Source organism: Myxococcus stipitatus DSM 14675, assembly GCF_000331735.1.
GTDB lineage: Bacteria > Myxococcota > Myxococcia > Myxococcales > Myxococcaceae > Myxococcus > Myxococcus stipitatus.
In genome coordinates this window covers 1,987,874-2,010,243 of sequence record NC_020126.1, presented here as the reverse complement: position 1 = coordinate 2,010,243, position 22,370 = coordinate 1,987,874, and the positions used below count along the sequence as shown (strand labels likewise).

Below are 22,370 nucleotides of genomic sequence, written 5' to 3'. Positions count from 1 at the left end.
CACGAGCCGCGGGCCTGTGCTGCTGTTCCAGGCCTCATGCCCCGTGCGCCCATCCGCCTCCTGTCGCCGCTCCTGGCCCTGCTCATGGGCGGACTCGGGGCACCCGCTCTCGCAGGAGAAGAGCCCTCCTCGCTGGCGCCCACGCCGCGGGCCCTGGAGGAATTGGAGCGGCAGATCCTGGGAGGCGGCTGCGCGCCTCGGCTTCTGGGGGACTCGCGTCGCCGCTTCGTCGAGTCGCAGCTCCTGTGTGATGCGCACCTCTCCTTCATCCTCGTCCAGCTCGCGCTCGATGGCGCGCCCCTGCCGGAGTCTCCCCGGCGCCTGAAGGCACTGCTCGCGGATGCGCTGACGCGGGGACGCGGCCCCTTCCTGAAGGGCCCCACCACCCGCGTGCGGGGGCACACCCTTCCCGACAGCGTCCTCTACAAGGGCTATGTCCTGCTGATGCTCGCGGGGATGGAGCGCGCGGGGATGGCGGACGCGGAGTCCACCGCGCTCTTCGATGCCCTGGCCACGAGCCTCGAGAGTGCCCTCTCGCGGCAGCTCCTGCTCCCCTCCTTCACCCGGTCCATCTGGCCCTGCGACAGCGCGCCCGCCGCGGCGGGCCTCCTCCTCCACGGGCGCCTTCGCGGCAATGCCTTGTCACAGGCGATGGGCGAGCGGCTCACCGCGAAGCTCGCGGAGCTGGCGGCCCTCCCCACGGGGTTTCCCACCCGCGTCAACGCGAAGGGCCACCCCGTGGAGGCCACACCGCGCGCCACCACCCTCGCGTGGACTGGGGCTTTTCTCTCCCTGGGCGCACACCCCACCGCGGCAACGTTCACCACCACACTGGTGAAGGGCTACTGCGACCGCCCCGGGGGAGACCTCCTCCCCTTCGCCGCGTGCCGGGAGTGGCCTCGCGGCGTGGACGGGCCCGAGGACTCCGCCAGCGGCCCGCTGATGCAAGGCGGTTACTCCGTGGGCGCCAGCACCCTGGCCCTGGCCGCCACCCACCTGTCCAATGACTATCAATCGTGGCACCGGGACCTGGTCAATTCCGCACGGGAGATGGGCATCCGCCCCCTGCTCGAAAAGCCACACCGACACCCACTCGAGGCCGCGCTGTACTGGTGGGGAACCACCGCGCGCCCCTGGTAGGGCATGGGCCTCCATGTCGGCGGAGCGGTCTTCGTTCAATGACCAACCGCTGTCTCGTCCTCCGGGGCAAAATCAGGAATAAGCCGTTTTTAATGTCGATTCGTATCATTCAGGGGAACCCAGCACCGGGGGAATGAAACATGAATCGACGGATGACAAAGCTGACCCTCGCCCTGGGTGGCCTGGCGCTGTTGGGCGCATGTTCGAGCCGGACTGTCTGCCGGGACCCGAGCACCACCGCCGCGCTGCTCGCGCGCCCCACCGAGAAGTTCCTCTCGGTGAAGAAGAAGGTGCCAGGACAGTACGTGGTCGTGCTCAAGGCGCCCGAGGCCGGGCTGCAGCCGCTGGCTGTCAGCGAGGCGACAGAGAGCCTCACCGCGAAGTACGGGGGCGACACCTTCGCCCTGTACGAGCATGCGCTGCGAGGCTTCGCCACCCGGATGACCGAGGAGCAGGCCCGAGCGCTCTCCGCGGACCCCGCCGTCGCCTACGTCCAGGAGGATGGCGTGATGTCCATCCTCGAGAGCCAGCCTCGGCCCACCTGGGGCATCGACCGGGTGGACCAGCGCAACCTGCCTTTGGACAAGCTCTACATGTACAACGCCACGGGCCTGGGGGTGCATGTCTACATCCTCGACACGGGCGTGCGCTTCTCCCACCGCGAGTTCGAGGGGCGCGCCTCCGTCGGCTTCGACGCCATTGGCGACAGCATGAAGGGCAATGATTGCCACGGCCATGGCACCCACGTGGCGGGCACGGTGGCGGGGAAGACGTATGGCCTGGCCAAGAACGCCCAGGTGCACTCCGTCCGGGTGCTGGGCTGCAACGGCTCGGGCTCCAGCTCCGGCGTCATCGCGGGCATCGACTGGGTGACGAAGAACCACCAGTCCCCCGCCGTGGCCAACATGAGCCTGGGCGGAGACCCGGACCAGGCGACGGACGACGCGGTCCGCCGCTCCGTCGCCGCGGGCGTCACGTACGTGGTCGCCGCGGGCAACGAGTCCACGGATGCCTGCAAGCACACGCCGGCCCGGACGCTGGAGGCCATCACCGTGGCCGCCACCGACACCAAGGACAAGCGCACCCACTTCTCCAACTACGGCGACTGCGTGGACGTCTTCGCGCCCGGAAATCAAATCACCTCCGCGTGGCACTACAACGACAAGGAGACGCGGGAGCAGAGCGGAACGTCCATGGCCTCGCCGCACGTGGCGGGCGTGGCGGCGCTCTGGCTGGAGCTGAACCCCTCCGCATCCCCTGAAGCCGTCGCCTCGGCGCTGTTCGAGAACGCCACGCCCGACAAGGTGCGCAGCCCGGGCGAGTGCTCTCCCAACCGGATGGCGTACTCGGGCTTCATCGGCGCCGTGCCGGTGCTGCCCACCGTGAGCACGGAGCCCCCGGAGCAGCCGGCGCCCTCCGCCGCACAGCATTGAAGTCAGCGTCCGGCCGCGAGGACCCTCCCCCTCGCGGCCACCGAGGGCCGGACTCCGTCACCTGGCGGAGCCCGGCCCTCGTCTTTCCAGGAACGGGGTTCCCTGTCGCCACCGGTCAGGAAGCCCTGCCGGGGGGCGTCCCGCGAGCAGCCCTGCGGCCGCACTCCGCGTCCCGTCACGGGCCCTCTGAGGAGGCAACGACATGGCCACGCTCAACATCACCTATGACGGGATGTCCGCGGATGTGCCGGTGGCGCTGGAGCGCCCCGTGACGGACGACGATGTGCGCCGCATCGCCACGGAGCTGGTCCGCTCGGGAGGTGTCCCCGGCATGCACCTGTCCGGACTGAGCCACGAGACCTTTCGGTACTTCGTGGTCGACCGGTTCCGAGGTCCCCGGGGCGAGGAGCGCATCTACCTGCGCCCCAAGGTTCCTTTCGGCGCCCGGTGAGGTGAGTCATGCGCATCGTCTTTTGTGGGGTGGGGGCCATCGGCTCGCAGGCCGCGGTGCTGTGCCGCAACCTGGCGGCCTCGCTGGTGTTCATCGACTTCGACCGGGTGGAGTCCAAGAACCTGCTCGCGCAGGCCTACGTGAAGCCCTCCGTGGGGAAGAACAAGGCCGAGGCGCTCAAGCTCCAGTTCCTCAACCTGCACGGCGTGAAGACGGAGTCGTTCGGCGTGCGCGTCACGCGCGACAACGTGGAGGCGCTGTGTGGAAGCGCGGACCTCCTGGTCGACTGCTTCGACAACCAGGACAGTCGCGTGCTGCTGAGTGAGTTCGCTCGCCGGGCCGGCAAGCCGCTCCTCCATGGCGCGGTGAGCGCGGATGGGACCTTCGGCCTCGTGCGCTGGGATGAGCGGTTCACGCCCGACGCGGAGGAGACCGTCGGGCAGGCCACCTGCGAGGGGGGCGCGCATCTGCCCTTGCTGGGCCTGCTGGCCGCCACGCTCGCCCGGAGCGTGCAGGACTTCGCCAGGCACGGGAACCGGAGGGACGCGCTGGTGAACCTGTCCTCCGTGATGCCCACCTCGGGCGTCTGACGCCGGGCCCGAGCCGCGGCGTCAGCTCGGCGCGCCGAGGGGGCGCACCTGCCGCGGCCTAGTTCGCCCCCAGCATCATGAGGAGCTCCACCACGCCGTCCTCGGTCGGCTCGCTCTCATGGGGCACCTCGCGGAAACCACACTTCGCGAGGACGCGGACCGAGCCGACGTTGTGGGCCGCGACCCACGCATGGAGCGGACGAACCGGCTCGTGCACCAGGAACTCCGAGAGCGCTCGCGTCGCGACGCCCTTCCCCCAGTGCTCACGTCCCACCCAATACGCCACGAGGCGCTTGCCTTCCTGCGTCCAGCTGCCGACGTACCCGACGACCTGCCCGTCCATGACGATGGTCCGGGTCACGTTCTCCGGGAGAAGGACCCGCGTGCGCCAGTGAGACAGGAAGGCATCGCGCTCCCGAGAAGGGAACGCGGCCATGCGCAGCGCTTCCGGGTCGCGCTGGTGCTCGAAGAAGTGGGAGAGGTCGTCATCCGTGACGTCGCGAAGGAGCATCCGGGAAGTCTCCGCCGAGCCGGTGCCGAGGCCAAGCGAAAGCGCCCCCCTGCTCGGGGAGTTCGAACGCACAGGCAGCGTGGGTGACGAGCTTCTCGAACACACGCTCGAGTGGCTTCGACGTGAGCATCCGGTAGAGCCGATTGCGCAGGAGCAACCCGAACCGGGTGCGCGGGGCGAAGAAGCCCCCCACCCGCTTCGCGCCGTCCTGCGCGGGTGTCGCATAGGGTCGCATCCGGGCCTCGAAGCGCGCGAAGGCCTCCTGAGGTGAGTCCGGGCTCGCGAGCAGCTCCCCCGCGAGCACAAAGGCTCCCACCATCGCGAGGGGCGTGCCCTGTCCACCGAGCGTGCCGCCCCACGCCGCGTCCCCGAGCAGCACCACACGCCCCTGGGAGTACCGCGCGAGTTGGACGGAGCCGACGGCATCGAAGTAGACGTCGTCCGCCTCACGAAGCCCCGCCACGAGCTGCCGCGTCTCCCACCCCGCGCCCGCGAAGACCGCCGAGACGGCTTCGCGCGCGGAGTCCGGAGAACGCTCGTGAGGACCCAAGGGGCCCCCGGTGAAGACGAACAGCGCGCGGACCCACTCCTCGTCATGCGCGCTGGTGACACTCACTCCTCGCCCCGGCTCGCTGTAGATGACGCCGCGCTGCCTCAGCCCCAGCGTGTTTCGCAGGGTGCAGCCCACGACGCGATAGCCGTGGTGCCGCAGCGGGTCGCCCGCGGCGCCGAAGAGCAGTGAGCGCACGCTCGAGCGAAGTCCATCCGCGCCCACCACCAGGTCGAAGCGCTGAGGAGCATGTCGCTCGAACTCCACCTCCACGCCCTCCGGGGTCTCGCGCAGCGCGGTGGGGGCGTCTCCGAAGCGATACTCCGCCGCCTCTCGCGTGCGCTCGAAGAGCAGCTCGCAGAGGTCTCCGCGATGAAGCTCGACGTCGCCGCTCATCATCAACGCGGGCAGCTCCACCACGCTCCTGCCCGAGGCATCGAGGAGCGACTGCTTCCCCAACCGCGTTCGCCGTTCGTGAATCGCCTCCCACAGTCCCATGCGCTCGAGCACCTTCCGGTGCACGGGGCCTCGGAAGTCCACGGCCTGCCCTCCGGTGCGCAGCGCGCGGGCGCGTTCGACGATGGTGACTCGCCACCCCTGGCTCGTGAGCCATCCGGCGAGTGACGGGCCTGCGATTCCTGCTCCAACGATGAGGACGTGAGGTCGGGACATGATGCGTACGGTGCACGCACGAGGGGCCCGTCGCAATGTGGCCTCCCCCGATGTTTCCGGGTGTCCTAGCTCAGATGGAAGCGTGCATCGGGGCGTGCGGAAACTCAGCGACCTGTACTAGTACAGATTGCATGGGAACAGCCCCCTACCAGCGCATCGTCGAAGACGTGAAGCGGCAGCTCCACACCGGAGCGCTCCAGCCCGGCGACCGGTTGCCGTCCACCCGGGAGCTCGCGAAGCAGTGGAAGGTCGCGCTCGCGACGGCGTCGCATGCCCTGAAGGTGCTCGCACAAGAAGGGGTGGTGAAGGCGCTGCCGCGAGTGGGCACCGTGGTCGCGGGGGGCTCGTCGCGAGCAGGGGCGACGCGCGCCACGGCGGACTCCACACGCGAGCGCATCGTGCGCGCGGCCATCGCCATGGCCGATGACGAAGGCCTGCCCGCGTTGTCGATTCGCGGTGTCGCGTCCAAGCTGGGAATGCCGGTGATGTCGCTCTACCGGTACGTCGCCAGCAAGGAGGTGCTGCTCGTGATGATGGCGGAGGCGGCCTTCGCCGATGAGAAGCTGCCACGAGAACCCCCACCGGGCTGGCGCGCGCAGCTGGAGCTGGCGGCTCGGCTGGAGTGGCGGGTCTTCAAGCGCCACCCGTGGCTTGCCCGCGTGGTGAACCTCACGCGGCCTCAACCCCAGCCCGGGGCACTCGCCTTCGCGGACTGGGTGATGCGGGCGCTCCAGGAGACTCGGCTCCCGGCGCGGGAGATGATGCACGTCCACATCCTGCTCCACACCTTCGTCCAGGGCATCGCGGTCAACCTCGAGTCCGAGGCCGACGCCATCGCGCAGACGGGCATGAACGACGAGGAGTTCATGCGGCAGTCCCAGTCCCTCTTCCGACAGGTCGCGATGTCGGGGCGCTTCCCGCACTTCGCGAAGGTGCTCACCGACCTCCCCACGGGCTTCGACCTGGACTTCGATGAGCTGTTCGAGCAGGGCCTTCGCGTGTGGCTCGACGGACTCGAGGCGCGGCTCGCGAAGCGACCTCAGACCCGTGGCCCGAGTCCCGCCCACATGCGGACCTAGGTCCGCCCTCGACCGAGAGGCAGCGGGGAGAGCCCGTCCCCCCTGATCCCGTCCGAGCGTGCGGCTCGCGCTATCGCACGCTCTCCTCGGGGGCTCCGAGACGCTTCACATAGGCATCCAGCGTCCGCACCCATGCGGGCCGCTCCTCACAGCGCGCGCGATAGGCGGCGATCTTCGGGAAGCCCTCCAGCACTCCCGCGTGACGAACCTCACGCAGCACCGTGGCCATCAGGATGTCCGCGACGGTGAACTCCTCGCCGACGAGATACGCACGGTCCTCCAGCCAGGACTCCAGCGCGCCCAGCACCCGCTCGGAATACTTGACCAGCCCAGGACGCCGCTGCGCTCCAGTGGGGTCCGAGGCGCCGAGCAGGTCAACCATCAGCAACTGGGCCAGTGGGAGCTCGACGCTGCTGAGCGCGGCGAAGCACCAGCGCGTCACCTGGGCGCGGCCTTGGAAGTCCGTGGGAGTCAACCGCCCCGCCTTCTCCGCCAGGTACAGGAGGATGGCCGCTGACTCGGTGAGCACGAAGCCGTCATCGTCGAGCACCGGCAACTGGGCGAAGGGATTCAGCCGCAGGAACTCCTCGCTCCGGAGCTCCCCCGAGGGATGATCCATCCCGCGCACCTGATAGGGCAGGCCCAGCTCCTCCAGCGCCCACAGGACGCGCAAGTCACGAGTGAACCCCACCACCTTCGAGTTGACGCGACCAAAGCCGTAGAGCGTGAGCATTCCAGCAGTATTGGCGCTCCCCACCGTGCCGTCGAGGGCCGCGCCCCCTCGACTCCGACGCAGGCCCGGGCCCCTGCGTCTCACGCCTTGTCGTGTCGCTCACGGCCTCACCCGACTTCACGAACGCTCGAGCCCACCGCGGTGCGCGTGAGGCCGTTGCGTCCCTGTCCACGCCTCGTCACGCGGTCGATGAGGCGGCGTTGAACACCGCGAGCTGCGCGGCGAACGCGCGCTGGTAGGCAGGCCGCGCTTCGGCGCGGGCGACATAGGCGACGAGGTTCGGATGCGCCTCGAGAATGCCCACTCCTTGAATCCTGCGCAGGACCGTCACCATGAGGATGTCGGCAGCGCTGAAGGCACCCTCGAGCCAGTCTGCATCACCGAGACGCGCGGAGAGGTCCCCCAGCCGCTTCCGGATGAGCCCGTCCAGCGCGCGCAGGCGATGCTCGTACCAAGGCTGGTCGCGCTCGAGAATCGTCACCAGACTCCGGTCGAAGATGGGCGGCTCGACCGTGTTGAGCGACGCGAACATCCATGAGACCACGCGCGCGCGACCATTCGCATCGTCTGGCAGCAGGCCGGCATGTCGCTCCGCGATGTAGAAGATGATGGCGCCGGACTCGAACAGGGTGAGCTCGCCCTCCTCGTAGGTCGGTATCTGGCCGAACGGCTGCAGCGCCTTGTGCGCGGGCTCCTTCATCGCCTCGAAAGACAGCAGGCGGACCTCGTAGGGCTGGCCCACTTCTTCCAACGCCCAGCGCACCCGCATGTCCCGAGCCAGTCCTCTGCCACGGTCAGGCGAGCTTTCAAAGGCGGTGATGGTGATGGTCATGGCACACTCCTCAATCAGAGACCGACGGGCAGCATCACCCCATTGACGGCGCTACAGGAACTCGTCCGTGCCCCCGGCCTCCGGCGCCTGCGCGGAGAGGACGACACTCCCAGGTGCCTGCTCCACGCGCAGGCCCCTCCCCATCGCCGTCAGCACGTCGAGCGCGCCGAGGACCTCCATGACGGGCTGGACATCGGCAACCCGCGCGGGCGCGGTGATGCGCCCGAGACTCGACCCCATCCGCTCCAGCAGCACGTGCGGAGGAAGTGCCTCGATGTATCGACCCCACAGATAGGCGGGTGCGAGCAGCTGATGGACCGCGGAAGGCGGAGTGGCCGCGACACTGCTCTCGAAGCGCGCCCTCACCGCCTCCACCGAAGTGTCCTCGCGCCACAGGCCGAGCAGGGCGCGCAGGAAGTCCAGCCACGGTTGGGAGCGGGAGGGCCCCCATCGGGCAGAGACGACCTCCAGCGCCCGCTCGGCACGCGCGGGGTCGGGCTCGACGAAGAACAGCGGCAGCACCTCCTCGAGCCCTGGCGTGTAGAGAGGCTCGGCGAGTCGCTCCGGCGCACCCGCGAACGCGCGCAGCGTCTCGGGTTCGAGGGACTCACCCGCGAGCCAGCGGCACCACAGCGCCTCCAGCGAGCCCGCCGCGAGCGTCGCGCGGCACAGCAGATGGGGGCGTGCCTGCTCCACGCCTCCAAACAGCACGAGCGTCACCAGGTCCTCGGTGGAAGGTCCCTGGGGGAACTCGAGGGCATCCACCCCTGCCCAACGCGCATACCGCTTGCGCTTCAAGTCGCGCTGGACCTCGCGCGCCACCTCACCCCACGCGGACCAGGGCACTCCGAGCGCCGTGTAGTCCGCCCGGAGACGCTCGTCCGCGGGGGCGGAGACTTCATGGGGGCGCTTCTGGAAGTCGGCCCGCACGCGCTCGAGCTCCTTCGCGAGCGCGGGCAGCTCCTTCCATCGGACAGCCGCCCGTCAGCAGCGGAGACGGGCGACGGGGACACCACTCAGCTTGAGCAGCCAGGCGGTGAACGCCGACCAGGCGGGTACGGAGAGGCGTCGGAGCTCCACGGTCTGCCCTCGCTCGAGCACCAGGCCCCCGTCCTCGCGACGGGGCATCGGGCCCTGTGGACTGCCCCGCCAGGATAGCCCCAGCGCGGGCCCTGGAGTCGCTCGGTTCCACGCCTCAGCGCTGCACAGCCTCCAGGGCGGCCTTCAGACGCGCCTGCTGGCGCCGCAGCGTGTCTCCGAAGACGTCCGCGTCATCGGTGCCGCGCGAGACGATGAGCGCGCCCTGCACTGAAACCACCAGGTCCTCGGCGAGTTCGCGCGCGGTGGCCGACGCGACCCCCGCCTCCGTCAGCATGCCCGCGAGCGCCTGCATCCACCTCCGGAAGCGCTGGGTCAGCTCGGGCTGGAACACCTTGCGCGCGCTCCCCGTCACCAGCGCCCCGAGGATGCAGGGCCGGGTGCCTCCGCCATAGAAGGAGCGCACGGCCGCGAACATGGCGTCGAGGCGACGCAGGGGAGGACGCTCCGCGCTCAGCGCACCGACGATGTCGCGCTCGAGCCAGACCCCCGCCTGCTCGAGCACCGCCGCCCCCATGTCCTGCTTTCCGCCGGGGAAGTGGTGGTAGAGGCTCGACTTGCCGAGGCCGGTGGCGGCCGACACATCCGACAGGCTCGCGCCGTCGTAGCCGCGCTCGCGGAAGATCTCGAGCAGCCGCGCGACAATCTCCTCACGGGACATGAGTGGAGCTGGCATGGGTGACCTCTCTGTACCTTTCGGTACAAACTAACGCCCCAACACCCGGCGCTCAAGGGACATTCTCCCGTGAGTATTGCGGCGGAAATTCGGGGTCTTTATGAACCGAACGCTCGGTACAATGAGCTTCCCCCGGAGTTGACCATGTCTTCCTCGCAGAGTGTTCTCCCGACGCGTCGTTCCTTCGGCCTGCTGACCGCGGCCGCCCTCTCCCTGGCCTCGCTCTCCTCCGCGCAGGCCGCGCCCGCCGCGCCCACCGCCGAGAAGCGGCGTGCGGACGTCCAGGTGCGCTACCGCACGGTGGCCATCGATGGCGTGGACGTCTTCTACCGGGAGGCGGGCCCCAAGGACGCGCCGGCGCTGCTGCTGCTCCACGGCTTCCCCACGTCCAGCCACATGTTCCGCAACCTCATCCCCGCACTCGCCGACCGGTACCGCGTCATCGCGCCGGACTACCCGGGCTTCGGCCAGAGCGCGGCCCCGCAGCGGGGAACCTTCGACTACACGTTCGACCGCTACGCCACTCTCGTGGAGAAGCTGACCGAGCAGTTGGGCGTGCAGCGATACGCGCTCTACGTCATGGACTACGGCGCGCCCGTGGGCTTCCGCGTCGCGACCCGGCATCCCGAGCGGGTCACCGCGCTGATTGTCCAGAACGGCAACGCCTACGACGAGGGCCTCGCGGGCTTCTGGGACCCCATCAAGTCCTACTGGCGCGAGCCCACTCCGGCGAACCGCGAGGCGCTGCGCTGGCTGACGTCCTCGAAGGCCACGAAGTGGCAGTACACGAACGGCGTGCCCGACACGTCGCTGGTGAGCCCTGATGCGTGGACGCACGACCAGGCCCTGCTGGACCGGCCGGGCAACTCCGACATCCAGCTGGACCTCTTCTACGACTACCGCACCAACCCGCCCCTGTATCCGCAGTGGCAGGAGTACTTCCGCAACCACCGTCCGCCGACGCTCGTGATGTGGGGCAAGAACGACGAGATCTTCGTCGCGGCCGGTGCGGCCCCCTACGTGCGTGACAATCCGAAGGCGGAGGTCCACCTGCTGGACACGGGCCACTTCGCGCTCGAGACGCATGGCCAGCAGATGGCCGAGCTCATCCGCGACTTCCTCGCCCGTCATCCGACGAAGAAGCGTGCGGAGCGCTAGGCTCGAGTGTGGACGGAGCCGGTGTCTCGAGGCCGGCTCCGTCACCCCGTTCTAGAAATCGACGAGGGGGAGGGCCTCGCCCATCTCCCCCGGGTTGTCTCCCCGAGGCTCCCTATCGCCGAGCCCGAGCTGACCAAAGAAGTTGGCGCCCCAGCACTTGACGCCGCGGTCGTCGAAGGTGGCGCATACCTGAGACTCGCCTGCCACGAGAGCGCTCACGGTACGGCCCGTCCCCAGGCTGAGCCGAGGCAGCCCGTCGCCCATCTGGCTCGGCACGAGTCCCTGATGCAGCGTATGGCCGAGCCCCAGCTGGCCCCAGGTGTTGCAACCCCAGCACTTGACGGAGCCGTCATCCAGGAGCGCACATTTGGAGTCCGCCCCGCCGGTGATCGCCAGCGCGGTCCGCCCCGTCCCCAGCTGGACGGCAGGCAGTCCGTCCCCCATCTCCCCTGGCGCGTCTCCGCGGTTCGATTGCTCGCCAAGTCCGAGCTGGCCACACATATTGAGCCCCCAGCACTTGATGGAGCCATCATCGAGGAGCGCACACGTGGAGCTCCCACTGGTGGCGAGTGCCTTCGGGGTCCGCCCCGTGCCGAGGTTCACCGAAGGCAGCGCGTCCCCCATCCCTCCTGGAACATCTCCGTGCCGCACCCTGTCTCCGAGCCCGAGCTGGCCATATTGGTTGTCCCCCCAGCACTTGACGGAGTCATCATCCAGGAGCGCGCACGTATGCGCCGCCCCCGCGACGAGCGCCTTCGCGGTCCGCCCCGTGCCGAGGCTCACGGAGGGCAGCGCATCGCCCATCTCCCCCGGACCATCTCCTCGATCCGCCCTATCGCCGAGCCCGAGCCCACCCAGGAAATTGGCGCCCCAGCACTTCACCTCGCCATTGTCGAGGATGGCGCACGCATGGTCAGGACCACTGGCGAGTGTCTTCGTGGTCCGACCCGTGCCGAGGTCCACCCAAGGCAGCGAATCCCCCATCTCCCCCGGCGCATCTCCGCGCCGCGACGTGTCTCCGAGCCCGAGCTGGCCATATCGGTTCTCACCCCAGCACTTGACGCCGCCACTCTCGAACAGCGCACAGGAGAAGTGCCCACCGGGGCTCAGCGCCTTCACGCGCTGCCCCGCGCCAAGTTGGACGAAGGGGAGGAAGCCGCCCATCTGCGGGTCGCTGCCGTAGCCGCGATCACGCGTGTCCTCGAGCCCGAGCTGTCCCTCGGTATTCTCCCCCCAGCACTTCACGCGTCCATCCGTGAAGAGCGTGCAGGTGTGCCGCCCCCCGGCGGAGACCGACTGCAAGGCATGGTCACGGACCCGCACGGAGACGGAGCCAATCCCGGTCGCACCGTGGACGTCCGACACGTGGTACTCGAAGCTCGTGGTGCCCACGAAGCCAGGCGCCGGAGTGAACCGCACGTGGAGGCCGTCGAGCACGACCGTGCCGTCATGGGCATTCGCGACCCGGCTCACCGTCATCGAGTCCCCTTCCTGGTCCCGGTCATTGAAGAGGAGCGTCGACACCGGGATGCGCAGCTCGACCTCCCTGCTGGCGACCGCTGAATCCGCGATGCCCCGGGGCGCGTCATTCACGGGGCGGACGGTGACCGTCACCTTCGCGGCATGGGTGTAGCGCCCGTCGCTGACCCGGTAGTCGAACACCGCCGGTCCGAAGTAGTTCTCCTCCGGGGTGAAGGTGATGTTGCCGTGGGCCAGCGTGACGCTGCCATGCGTGGCCGGAAGGACAGCCTCCACGAAGAGGTCATCACCGTCGGCATCCGTGTCGTTGGCGACGAGCGTGGCGACCGGAATGACCAGCACGGTGTCCTCGTCCGTGCTCACGGTATCGTCGACGGCAACAGGGGGCTCGGTCACGATGACTGTCACCAGCGCGGTGCTGGTACCACCGGTCCAGTTCCTGGCGATGTACTCGAACGTCGCCCTTCCGCTGAAGTTCGCCTCCGGGACGAAGTCGATGTCGCCACCGACGATCTTCACGCTGCAATGGGTCGCATTGCGGGTTGTGATGATATTGAGAGAGCCGCCATCAATATTGACGTCGTTCTCCGTGAGAGCGCTTCTCCGGATGAGCTGCCAGGAATTCCTGATTGCGTACACGGTATCCGCAACGGCAACGGGAGCATCACTCACGGAGTTGACCGTGAGCGCCACCAGCGCAGAGCGGGAGCTGTTCCCGTCGCTGGCCGTGTACTCGAAGCTCGCATCCCCGAAGTAGTTCTCGTCCGGGGTGAAGGTGACGTTGCCGTCCGACAGCGCCACGGTGCCATGGGTCGCCGAGCCGACGCTCGTCACCGTGAGAGCATCGCCTTCGATATCGGTGTCGTTGGCGAGGAGCGTGGCCGTCGGGATGACCCTCACGGCATCCTCCTCCATGCTCACGTCATCCTTCAGCACGGAGGGCGCATCATTCACGGGGGTGACCGTGATGGTCACCGGGGCGATGCTGCTGCGCATCCCATCGCCGACCATGTACTCGAACGTCACCGTCCCGAAGAAGTTCGCGTCGGGAGTGAAGGTGATGTTGCCGCCGGCCCACTCGAAGTAGCCCTGAGCCGGCCCTCTGACGGACGTCACGCTGAGGGTATCGCCGTCGGCATCCGTGTCGTTGGCGAGAAGCAGGGTGCCCGGGAGGACCAGCATGGAGTCCTCTTGCATGGACAGGGAATCGGCGACCGCCGTGGGGGCATCGGGGAGGGGACTGACCACGACGACCACCTTCCCGGTGTCAGTCAGGCGCCCATCCCCCACCACGTACTCGAACGTCGCGGTGCCGGAGAAGTCCGCCTCCGGGGTGAAGACGATGGTGTCGTCGGACCGCATCGACACGCTGCCATGGGTCGCCGAGCCCACGGAGACGACCCTGAGCCCATCGCGGTCCGAGTCGAGGTCGTTGGAGGCGAGCGAGGTGCCCGGAATGACCACGCTGGCGTCCTCGTCGGTCGTCACCAGGTCATCGACCGCGGACGGGGCTTCGTTGGTCGGAACCGGAGGAGGCTTCTCCTCTCCCCGACATGCGGCGAGCGCCACGGCGACAAGGAGGACGGCCCCAAGCTTCGACCTCCGTGTGGCGGAAAGACCCGAGTACGAACCCACAAGTTGATGCTTCACCAAGCCCCCTCAGAGAAAGAAGCCCCCCTTCCGCGAAATCCGGTGGGGTGCTGCCCCCATAACGAGGCCCGGTGGCGCAAGTCGCAGCGGCAAACGAGTCACCCGACCTGACGCCGCCCCCGGGGGGTATGAGGAGACCTGGCGCACCGCCCCCGAGGCACAACAGGTCTCCCAAGCGGCCCGACGAAGGGCGCTGCCCGGTCCGCGCCACTGGCTCAGAGGCAGGTGTTGCAGTCCTGGCTGATGATTCCCGCGCTGTACCAGGTGCCATCGAGCCTGCGGCACATGAGTTCCTTGTAGTTGCCCTTGAGAGGACCACAGGCTCCGCAGAGTGAGTACCTGCGCGAGGTCTCTCCCGGCTGACAGCTTGGGGCCAAGGCACTCTCCTGTCTGTCCATTGCATCGTCCGCGAGGCCGTCATCGCCGACGCCTCCACAGCCGAGCGCCAGGCCCACCGCCCACAGGACACTCCAGGTGATTCGTTGCATGTGCACCCCCATGTTGCTTGCCGCCGTTCACGGCCTTTCCAGCATAGCCCTCCCCTCTTCGACGCGCCTGCCGCCCCCCGCATGCGCTGGAGCCCCTGCGGGAGAGCCTTCACGCATCCCCGAGCGCGCGAAGAAGCTGCGAGGGCGTGCTTTCGTGTGCATATAAGGGCCCATGCGCCGTCTTCCCGCCTTCCCGCTCCTGCTCGCGCTCACCCTCGTGCTGAGCGCGTGTGAGCGCTACGACCGCCCGGGCATCCCGGTGCCGGAGACCCTGCGGGCCGAGACACTGGAGGGCGTGCGCATCGACCGGGAGGCGCTGCTGGGCCGCCCCTGGGTCATCAACGTGTGGGCCCCAGGCTGACACGCCTGTGCTCGGGAGTTGCCCGAGCTCGAAGCCCTGAGGAGTGAGTACGAGGCGCGCGGCGTCGGCTTCCTCGCGCTCTCGCTCAATCCCAGTGAGGAGCGAAACCGTCAGACGGCGGCCAGGCTGGGGGTGCACATGACCGTGGCCACGGCGAAGGGCGAGGTGCTGGGCCCGCTGCGCATCTCCACCGTGCCCGCCACCGTCTTCATCAACCGGAAGGGCGTGGTGGTGGCGGCCGTCAGCGGCGAGCGCTCCCGTGAGTTCTACGCGCGGCGACTGGAGGCGCTGCTCGCCTCGCCGGAGTGACGCTCCTGCGACGCCCGGGCAAGCTCCGTCGGGCTCATCCCCAGGAAGCGGCGCAGGCAGCGGGCCATGTGACTGGGGTGGGAGAAGCCCGCCTCCATCGCAATCTCCATCAGGCCCTTGCGCCCCTCCACCAGGCGCAGCCGGGCGCGCTCCACGCGGCGCTCCAGCACGAACCGATGAACCGGCAGCCCCGTGGCTTGTTTGAAGAGCGGCTTGAAGTGGGACAGGCTGAACCCCGCTACGTTGGCCAACTCCGCCAGCGACAGGTCCTGGTCCAGGTGTGCCTCGATGTACTCGACCACCTGCCGCAGCCGCCACGCCGGCAATGCGTGGCGACGCCTGGGCGCCGGGGCCTCCGTGTGTGACTGCAACGCGAACAGCCGGGCGGCGAGCGCCGTCGCCAGGCTGTCCACGAAGAGCCTCCCGCCCGGATATCCCTCGTGGTCCTCGGACTGCATCATCCAGCCGATGCGCTCGACCTGCGCGTCCCGGATGTGAATGGCCGGGTCCAGTGCCGCGCCTCGTGTCCCCACCCCCATGGACTCCGACACCTCTCGCATCAGCTCGGGCGTCATCCGCAGGAGCAGTGAGCGCGCGGGGCTCGACAATGTCCACCGCGTGCTCGACCCCGCTGGAACCACGCAGAACTGACCGTGGAGGCGCGCGCCCTGACGCTCGGCCTTGCCCACACGGTACGTCACCGGCACCGGCTCCCCGACGTGCAGGCAGAGGACGTGACGGTCATCCACGGGTGAGTCGAACCGCCCGGAGGGGACTGGAGACGTGAGCACGTCGAGCAACGGCATGCGCCCCGGGCCCAGGCTCTTCAGCAGCGCGGGCGGAAGGCTCGGGTAGCACGAGGGTCTATCCGTCATCGCGGGAACCTTCCTCTTGGGGCGGCCCGACCGCAACACGGAAGATCATCCGTTTGTGCCCGAGAACGGCCGGGTGTGTGCGCGCGGAAAAGGGCCCGCTGCAATCCTTGGCGCGTTCCCTCCCACTGGAGCGCTCCTCTTGAAACATCGATTCTTCCTCGAGTTCGCGGGCCTCGCCCTCGCGGCCAGCACGCTCGGCGCCTGTGCCTCACACCCTGAATCCCACACCCCCCTGGCGGGCCTCACGGCGCCCCACGGGACGGACGCGGCGGCCTGGAGCGCGGCGCGGCGCTTCGCCTCGCTCTCGTTCGGAAGGATTGCCTACGTGGAGCGTGGCGCGGGTGACGCGGCCTTGTTCCTCCATGGCGCGCCGCTCAATGGCTTCCAGTGGCGCGGAGCGTTTGATCGGCTGTGCGACGTGCGGCGCTGCATCGCGCCCGACTTCATGGGGCTCGGCTACTCGGACGTCCCCGAGGCCCAGCCGCTCGACGCCGCCGCGCAGGCGGACATGCTCGCGGCGCTGCTCGACTCGCTCGGCGTCTCCCAGGTCGACATCGTCGCGAGCGACAGCGGCGGCGCCGTCGCCCAGCTCTTCCTGGTCAAGTTCCCGCAGCGGGTCCGGACGCTCCTGCTGACGAACTGCGACACCGAGCCCAACAGCCCTCCGCCCAAGGTCATGCCGGTCATCGAGCTGGCGCGTGCTGGGACGCTCGCGGCGGCCACCGCGGCGTGGCTCACGGACCCGGACCTGGCCCGCTCGACGCTCGGGAATGCGGCCTTCCAGAACCCCGCCATCCTCACCGACGAGGTCATCGAGACCTATGCCGCGCCCCTGGTGAGCACGCCGAAGCGGCAAGCGCAGTACCACGCCTTCCACACGGCGTTTGTCCCCAACCCGCTGGCGGGAATCGAGGCGAAGCTGCTTCGCACGAACGTTCCGGTGCGCATCGTCTGGGGCCAGAGCGACGACATCTTCCCGAACGAGGACGCGCACTACCTCGACCGCACGCTCCCTGGCTCCCGGGGGATTCGCTTCGTGCCGGGAGGGAAGCTGTTCTTCCAGGAGGAGAACCCGGACATCATCGCGGAGGAAGCGCTCCGGCTGTGGAAGGCCCCCTGAAGGGGCCCACCCCTACTTCGTCTGCCCGAAGAGGACCTGCAATGACGTGCGGAGCCTCTTCGGGTCTTCGCCTTTCAGATAGATGAGCCGGACGCCATCAATGCTTCCGTCCGCTCCGCGAGCAACGTGAACCTCATACGTTCCATCTCCGTCCCCCGTACGGGACAGCACTCCGAACGGGATGATCTTCGCTTGACGCTCCGAAATCAGCGCCTCCGTGACGTAGTCAGACCAGACATCGCCGACCTTCGGCTTGCGCCCGAGCCGCTGGGGCACATACCCAGGGGGCACCTGGCTCACATCGCGGAAATACTTGTCATCGCAGAAGCCCGCCATGCCGGAGTCGACGCTCACGGTCAGCACGTCCGGACTCCACTTCAGCGACTTCGTCGGGGTCGTGACGTGAAGCGCGACGAGCTCCGCCACCCGAATCCCGTTGGGCCCCTCGTCCGTGAGATGCGCCGCGGCCTGCCACTGCCCGTTCTTCACGGCCAGCACCCGGGACAGGTCGAAAACGCTGCCCGGGGGCGCCTTCTCGTACCAGGGGTCGCTCACCCGCATCTGTCCCGACACCACCAAGAACTTTCCGAGCAGGTGCCATCCCACCTTCCCACCGGCCGAAGCCGTGGAGGACATGAAGCCAGTGAGCAGGAATGTCGCCGCGAGGACCCACCGTTTGAGATGTCTCATGTGCATGCCTGTCCGACGTGGAGGCGGACCTCGTACCACGCCGACCTGACGAGCGGGACACCCATTGTCACGAGGCGCTCGTGGAGGAGCCTGCCCCCCACGAGGGGCAATTGTTGAGAGCGCGGCCTCGGGCTAGAAATCTCCGACGTCGAAGGAGGAGTGAATGTCGAGTCGAACCGTCTCCCGGAGAACGTTGCTTCAAGGTGCGTTGGTGGCAGTGGCCTTCAATCCCCTGAGCCGAAGCTGGGCTTCCACGATGGAGGCTGACGCGGTTCCCCTGCCCCCACTCGCGGGCGAGCTGCTGATGGATGCGGCGTCGCGGACCGCGGCCACGGAGGACTTCGGTCACATCATCCACCGCACGCCATGGGCGGTGCTCGTCCCCGGCTCGGTGAAGGACATCGTGGCCATGGTCCGCTTCGCGCGGCGCCAGGGATTGAAGATTGCCGCCTCTCGCGGCTTGGGTGAGAGCCACAGCACCTTCGGCCAGTCCCAGGTGCCGGCGGGCATCGTCATCGACATGTCCGCGCTGGCGACCATCCACGAGGTGGGCGAGGACAGCGCGTGGGTGGATGCGGGTGTCCGGTGGCACGAGTTGCTCCAGGCCTCGCTCCCCAGCGGCAAGAGCCCGCCCGTGCTGACCGACTACATCGAGCTGAGCATCGGAGGAACGCTGTCGGCGGGAGGAATCGGCGGGCAGGCGTTCCGCCACGGCCTCCAGGTGGACAACGTCCTGGAGCTGGATGTCGTCACGGGCCGGGGTGAGCTCGTGCGCTGCTCGCGCTGGCGTGAGCGGCCCCTGTTCGACGCCGTGCGCTCGGGCCTGGGCCAGTTCGGCATCATCGTGCGAGCGCGGGTGCGGCTCGTCGCGGTCCCTCCCCGCGCGCGCACCTACCTCGCGCGGTACGACGACCTCCACCGCTTCATGGAGGACCAGCGCCGACTCATCGAGGACGGCCGCTTCGACTACGTCGAGGGCTCCGCCTCCCCCTCCAACGGGGGCTGGGCGTATCAGCTCGAGGTCGTGAAGTACTTCACCCCGGGCTCGGAGCCGGAGGACTCGCGACTGCTCGCGGGCCTGGGCTTCCTGCCGGGAACGCTCCAGGTGAGCGATGGCAGCTACTTCGACTTCGTCAACCGGCTCGCGCCGCTGATTGAGTTGCTCAAGCAGCTCGGTGTCTGGAGTTTCCCGCACCCGTGGCTGGACATGTTCGTCCCCGCCCGGTCCGCCGAGGCCTTCGTCCAGGAGGTCCTCTCACAGACCACCGAGGCCGACATGGGGCAGGGGCCCATCCTCATCTACCCCTTCCGCTCCTCGGCGCTGACCACGCCCTTCCTGCGCACGCCCAACGACAGACACGTCTTCCTCTTCTCGCTGCTGCGCACCGCCATCCCGCCGACGCCGGAGAATGTCGCGGCCCTCCTGGAGAAGAACCGCGCCATCTTCGACCGGCTCACGGCCGTCGGCGGGAAGATCTACCCCGTCGACGCCGTGTCGCTGAGCCCCGCCGATTGGCGCCGCCACTTCCACCCGAGCTGGGAGCGGTTCGAGCACGCGAAGCGGCGCTACGACCCGGACCACATCCTCACGCCGGGACAGGGCATCTTCTGAGCAGCCCCCGTTGAAGCGGGCCGCCCTACGCGACCCGCGGTGCCCCGAACCACCGGGCCAGGGCCTCATGCAGCCCCTGGTCCGTCCCCTCCCCGACCCACGCGACGTGCCCGTCCGGTCGAATCAGCACCGCGACGGGCGCGGCGACAGCGCCGAGCACCGGCAGCTCCCACGTCCCCTGATAGCGAGCAGCGACTCTCCGAACCCGGTCCTCCCACGGTGTGATGTCGAGAGCACCGCGCTCACCCAGGTCGAGCAGCACGGGCCGCGCGTCGTGCAACAGGTGGAACACGCGCCGAGGCCCCTCGGCGGTGACCAGGTCGAGGTCCGGCATGCGGCGCCCGAGCAGCGGGTGTCCGGTGCCCAGGTCGTAGTGGACGTCCAGCCCCGACATCATCGCCGCGTACTGCTTGCGGGGCTCGTCCATCCGAAGCAGCTCGGCCAGCGTCTCGCGCACGGCCTCCATCCGCGCGTCGCCTCGGCTGAGCGCGGTCTGCGCCATCGTCTTCCGCAGCGCACGGGCCGCGACCGGGTGCCGCTCCGCCTGATACGTGTCGAGCAGGCTCTCCGGCGAGACGCCGCGCACGACCTGCGCCAGCTTCCACCCGAGGTTCACGGCATCCTGCACGCCAAGGTTGAGCCCCTGTCCCCCCATGGGTGAGTGCACGTGGGCCGCGTCACCCGCCAGGAGCACCCGTCGGTCCCGGTAGGACGCCGCCTGCCTCGTCATGTCGGTGAACCGCGAGACGTGCGTGGCGCCGCGCAGGCCATAGTCCGTCCCGTAGAGCGCGATGAGCCCCGCGCGCAGCCCCTCGAGGGTCGGCGCGTCCCCCGTTCCAACCTGCTCCTCTCTCAGCACGACCCCCACACGCCCGTCCTCCAGCTTGCCCATGGCGTAGGTGCCCTTCTCGTCCCGGCGGATGCCGAACGCGGGCGCTTCCGTCATCTCCACTTCGGCGATGAGGTAGCTGATCGACGCGTCCCACCCCGGGAAGTCGATGCCCGCTGACTTGCGGACGAGACTGCGCCCTCCGTCGCACCCGACCAGGTATTGCGCCCGGAGCCCTCGGCCGTCGGACAGCACGACCTCGACGCCCGTGTCGTCCTGCGTGAAGGCCGTCACCTCGCAGCCCCGGTAGAGCGGCACCGCCAGCTCCCCCACCCAGTCCGCCAGGATGCGCTCGAAGCGCTCCTGCATGAGCGCGAGCCCGTGGTTGTGACGCGTCGGGAAGTCGCTGAGGTCCAGGAGCGTCTGACCGAACGCGACGTTCTGGACCGCTTGCCCTTGCGAGGTGAAGCGCTCGACGACCCCGCGCTGAGCCAGCACCTCCAGACTCCGCGCGTGAAGGCCACGCGAGCGTGAACCGACGAGCTCCTGACTGGCACGCCGCTCGACGATGGCCACCTCCACCCGCGCCAACGCCAGCTCCGCGGCCAGCATCAGCCCGGTCGGGCCCCCTCCCGCAATCACCACTGCATGCTGTGTCACCATGCCGGTCCTCCCGCTTCTGGGATGAAACGGGCAAGGGTGGAGCACGCGGAGGGGGGCTTGCGGCAATACCCGGGGTCTGGCATCTGCTGAGGCAAGTCAGACGGGCATGTCGATGGTGTTCACCGAGAGGGGCCCTGGCTCGACAGCGGCGGGTGGACTACCTCGATGCGCGGCTGAGGGTCCTTGCCCGCCTCCTAGCGGAGAGCTTCCATCATTCGAGCGAAGTTGAAGCGAGGGCCGCCCGAGGAAGGCCGAGACACACACGGCCTCGAGGCCCTCCGCGTTGTCGAAGCACGGGCCTTGGAAGCCTCGCTCGTCGAGCATCCCCACGGGCCAGAATGCCCAGGAACGCGGCGCCCACGTGTTGCACCTGCCCCCTCGAACGAATGACCAGACGAGGGGGCAGGCACGAGACGTCTTAGTAGAGGACGTTCAGCGCGGTGATGTCCGTGCTGGTCCACTCACCGGACTCCGTCGAGCGGAAGCAGGAGTTCATGATGGAACCGCCCACCGTGGCGGTGGCCGGCGTGCCGTTGATGAGGATGGCACCCACGCCCGCGGCGCCCTCGTTGCCGCCGCTGCCGCAGCTGATGGAGCGGTTGTAGTAGTCAGAGTGACGGAAGCCGATGCAGTGGCCAATCTCGTGCGTGATGACGTGCTCGTTCACGTCCACGCTGTAGCTCTGCAGGCCCGTGCCGATGTTGATGGTCCCGTAGGGCAGGCCGCCCGAGGGGAAGCCCGCGGAGCCACCGGCGCCGGACATGGTCGTCGCGGTGATGTTCGCGTTGCAGCCCGTCGTCGGGCCGCGCGCCAGGGTGAAGCTGAGCCCCAGGGCGTTGTAGTTCGCGATGGCCAGGTCGAGGCCCTGGCTGAGGCGGCTGTAGCTGTTGAAGCCGGCCGTGGGGTTGATGCAGATCTTCCGGACGGAGGAGCTCACCAGGTTCGTCGTCCGGTAGTGCTCCTCGGTCTCCTCGCCCGTCGCGATCATCTCGCGGGAGGCCTCGAGCGTCACGTGGGCGTCCTGACCCACGAACACCTCGCCGTCGACGACCATGATGTCGTTGGCCGGGTAGCCCGCCTTGACCAGATTGGAGACGATCTCCTGGTTCTTGTCCTCCATGTCGGTACCGCAGCCAACCATCAGGGCACCACAGCTCACCACGAGGACTGCCGCCTGCTTGAGCATTTCCGTTTCCTCTGGTTCAGGGGGTTACGCCGCCGCCTGACTTCCCGTCAGCCGCGGTCAACGTGCTCAGGCATGGAGCAACAGTCGGGCCACACAGTCCGATAGAATGGAATAGCCGGCATTCGATGGATTACCTGGAGCACCGGCACTCCATGTCTCATCACCGGGGGCGTAAAGAGACGTGA

General features: G+C 68.7%; 22 protein-coding genes. 9 read left to right on the top strand and 13 right to left on the bottom strand.

Annotated elements, in window-relative coordinates:
- Nucleotides 1-36: 36 nt before the first annotated feature.
- The 4 genes from MYSTI_RS08045 to MYSTI_RS08030 all read left to right on the top strand — a co-directional run bounded on the left by MYSTI_RS08045 (nt 37) and on the right by MYSTI_RS08030 (nt 3,614).
- On the top strand, nt 37-1,140 hold the full coding sequence (locus MYSTI_RS08045; RefSeq protein WP_015347223.1) for a hypothetical protein: 1,104 nt from the start codon (nt 37-39) through the stop codon (nt 1,138-1,140).
- Between the two features lie 152 nt (nt 1,141-1,292).
- Nucleotides 1,293-2,573 (top strand): S8 family peptidase, encoded by a 1,281-nt coding sequence (locus MYSTI_RS08040; protein WP_233278204.1) that lies wholly within the window; start codon nt 1,293-1,295, stop codon nt 2,571-2,573.
- 202 nt (nt 2,574-2,775) lie between these two features.
- Nucleotides 2,776-3,024 (top strand): hypothetical protein, encoded by a 249-nt coding sequence (locus MYSTI_RS08035; protein WP_015347221.1) that lies wholly within the window; start codon nt 2,776-2,778, stop codon nt 3,022-3,024.
- Nucleotides 3,025-3,032: 8 nt separating this feature from the next.
- Complete coding sequence (locus MYSTI_RS08030) at nt 3,033-3,614, top strand: ThiF family adenylyltransferase (protein WP_015347220.1); 582 nt, start codon at nt 3,033-3,035, stop codon at nt 3,612-3,614.
- Between the two features lie 58 nt (nt 3,615-3,672).
- Here MYSTI_RS08030 and MYSTI_RS08025 read toward each other — a convergent pair whose 3' ends face one another.
- Both MYSTI_RS08025 and MYSTI_RS08020 read right to left on the bottom strand, forming a co-directional pair.
- Nucleotides 3,673-4,125 carry a GNAT family N-acetyltransferase gene (locus MYSTI_RS08025; protein WP_015347219.1) on the bottom strand — a complete coding sequence of 151 codons (453 nt, stop codon included), beginning with the start codon at nt 4,123-4,125 and terminating at the stop codon, nt 3,673-3,675.
- Nucleotides 4,100-5,347 (bottom strand): FAD-dependent monooxygenase, encoded by a 1,248-nt coding sequence (locus MYSTI_RS08020; protein ID WP_084668109.1) that lies wholly within the window; start codon nt 5,345-5,347, stop codon nt 4,100-4,102. The genes MYSTI_RS08025 and MYSTI_RS08020 overlap by 26 nt, the downstream gene beginning before the upstream one ends.
- Before the next feature lie 131 nt (nt 5,348-5,478).
- Here MYSTI_RS08020 and MYSTI_RS08015 point away from each other — a divergent pair, with 131 nt between their 5' ends.
- Nucleotides 5,479-6,426, top strand: coding sequence for a TetR/AcrR family transcriptional regulator C-terminal domain-containing protein (locus MYSTI_RS08015; protein ID WP_015347217.1), 948 nt, complete (start codon nt 5,479-5,481; stop codon nt 6,424-6,426).
- A 70-nt stretch (nt 6,427-6,496) separates the two neighbouring features.
- On the opposite strand, the gene MYSTI_RS08010 is transcribed toward MYSTI_RS08015, so the two are convergent.
- From MYSTI_RS08010 to MYSTI_RS07995, 5 genes are all read right to left on the bottom strand, one after another.
- On the bottom strand, nt 6,497-7,243 hold the full coding sequence (locus tag MYSTI_RS08010; RefSeq protein ID WP_233278203.1) for a glutathione S-transferase family protein: 747 nt from the start codon (nt 7,241-7,243) through the stop codon (nt 6,497-6,499).
- 94 nt (nt 7,244-7,337) lie between these two features.
- Nucleotides 7,338-7,991 carry a glutathione S-transferase family protein gene (locus MYSTI_RS08005; RefSeq protein WP_015347215.1) on the bottom strand — a complete coding sequence of 218 codons (654 nt, stop codon included), beginning with the start codon at nt 7,989-7,991 and terminating at the stop codon, nt 7,338-7,340.
- A gap of 51 nt (nt 7,992-8,042) precedes the next feature.
- On the bottom strand, nt 8,043-8,921 hold the full coding sequence (locus MYSTI_RS08000; protein WP_015347214.1) for a hypothetical protein: 879 nt from the start codon (nt 8,919-8,921) through the stop codon (nt 8,043-8,045).
- A gap of 54 nt (nt 8,922-8,975) precedes the next feature.
- Nucleotides 8,976-9,119 carry a hypothetical protein gene (locus MYSTI_RS44480; RefSeq protein WP_015347213.1) on the bottom strand — a complete coding sequence of 48 codons (144 nt, stop codon included), beginning with the start codon at nt 9,117-9,119 and terminating at the stop codon, nt 8,976-8,978.
- A 67-nt stretch (nt 9,120-9,186) separates the two neighbouring features.
- Nucleotides 9,187-9,765 carry a TetR/AcrR family transcriptional regulator gene (locus tag MYSTI_RS07995; RefSeq protein ID WP_015347212.1) on the bottom strand — a complete coding sequence of 193 codons (579 nt, stop codon included), beginning with the start codon at nt 9,763-9,765 and terminating at the stop codon, nt 9,187-9,189.
- Nucleotides 9,766-9,909: 144 nt separating this feature from the next.
- On the opposite strand from MYSTI_RS07995, the gene MYSTI_RS07990 reads away from it, so the two are divergent.
- The gene (locus tag MYSTI_RS07990) at nt 9,910-10,923 is read left to right on the top strand and encodes an alpha/beta fold hydrolase (protein WP_015347211.1); all 1,014 of its coding nucleotides are present in this window, start codon (nt 9,910-9,912) and stop codon (nt 10,921-10,923) included.
- Between the two features lie 51 nt (nt 10,924-10,974).
- Here the strand turns inward: MYSTI_RS07990 and MYSTI_RS40515 are convergent, their stop codons facing one another.
- On the bottom strand, nt 10,975-13,971 hold the full coding sequence (locus tag MYSTI_RS40515; RefSeq protein ID WP_052350929.1) for an Ig-like domain-containing protein: 2,997 nt from the start codon (nt 13,969-13,971) through the stop codon (nt 10,975-10,977).
- Nucleotides 13,972-14,267: 296 nt separating this feature from the next.
- Complete coding sequence (locus MYSTI_RS07980; protein ID WP_144370018.1) at nt 14,268-14,540, bottom strand: hypothetical protein; 273 nt, start codon at nt 14,538-14,540, stop codon at nt 14,268-14,270.
- Between the two features lie 172 nt (nt 14,541-14,712).
- Here MYSTI_RS07980 and MYSTI_RS42955 point away from each other — a divergent pair, with 172 nt between their 5' ends.
- Nucleotides 14,713-15,210, top strand: a complete 498-nt coding sequence (locus MYSTI_RS42955; RefSeq protein ID WP_015347208.1) for a TlpA family protein disulfide reductase — start codon at nt 14,713-14,715, stop codon at nt 15,208-15,210.
- Here the strand turns inward: MYSTI_RS42955 and MYSTI_RS07965 are convergent.
- Nucleotides 15,168-16,085 carry a helix-turn-helix domain-containing protein gene (locus MYSTI_RS07965; protein ID WP_015347207.1) on the bottom strand — a complete coding sequence of 306 codons (918 nt, stop codon included), beginning with the start codon at nt 16,083-16,085 and terminating at the stop codon, nt 15,168-15,170. The two genes, MYSTI_RS42955 and MYSTI_RS07965, sit on opposite strands and share 43 nt — an antisense overlap.
- A 139-nt stretch (nt 16,086-16,224) precedes the next feature.
- Between MYSTI_RS07965 and MYSTI_RS07960 the strand changes: the two genes are divergently transcribed.
- Nucleotides 16,225-17,205, top strand: a complete 981-nt coding sequence (locus MYSTI_RS07960) for an alpha/beta fold hydrolase (protein ID WP_015347206.1) — start codon at nt 16,225-16,227, stop codon at nt 17,203-17,205.
- Nucleotides 17,206-17,217: 12 nt separating this feature from the next.
- Here the strand turns inward: MYSTI_RS07960 and MYSTI_RS07955 are convergent, their stop codons facing one another.
- The gene (locus MYSTI_RS07955) at nt 17,218-17,895 is read right to left on the bottom strand and encodes a DUF4241 domain-containing protein (protein WP_169558612.1); all 678 of its coding nucleotides are present in this window, start codon (nt 17,893-17,895) and stop codon (nt 17,218-17,220) included.
- 163 nt (nt 17,896-18,058) lie between these two features.
- Here MYSTI_RS07955 and MYSTI_RS07950 point away from each other — a divergent pair, with 163 nt between their 5' ends.
- A complete protein-coding gene (locus MYSTI_RS07950; RefSeq protein WP_015347204.1) occupies nt 18,059-19,507 on the top strand; it encodes an FAD-binding protein in 1,449 nt (482 codons plus the stop codon).
- 25 nt (nt 19,508-19,532) lie between these two features.
- On the opposite strand, the gene MYSTI_RS07945 is transcribed toward MYSTI_RS07950, so the two are convergent.
- Both MYSTI_RS07945 and MYSTI_RS07940 read right to left on the bottom strand, forming a co-directional pair.
- The gene (locus MYSTI_RS07945; protein ID WP_015347203.1) at nt 19,533-20,999 is read right to left on the bottom strand and encodes an FAD-dependent monooxygenase; all 1,467 of its coding nucleotides are present in this window, start codon (nt 20,997-20,999) and stop codon (nt 19,533-19,535) included.
- Between the two features lie 418 nt (nt 21,000-21,417).
- Complete coding sequence (locus tag MYSTI_RS07940; protein WP_015347202.1) at nt 21,418-22,185, bottom strand: zinc-dependent metalloprotease; 768 nt, start codon at nt 22,183-22,185, stop codon at nt 21,418-21,420.
- Nucleotides 22,186-22,370: the final 185 nt, after the last annotated feature.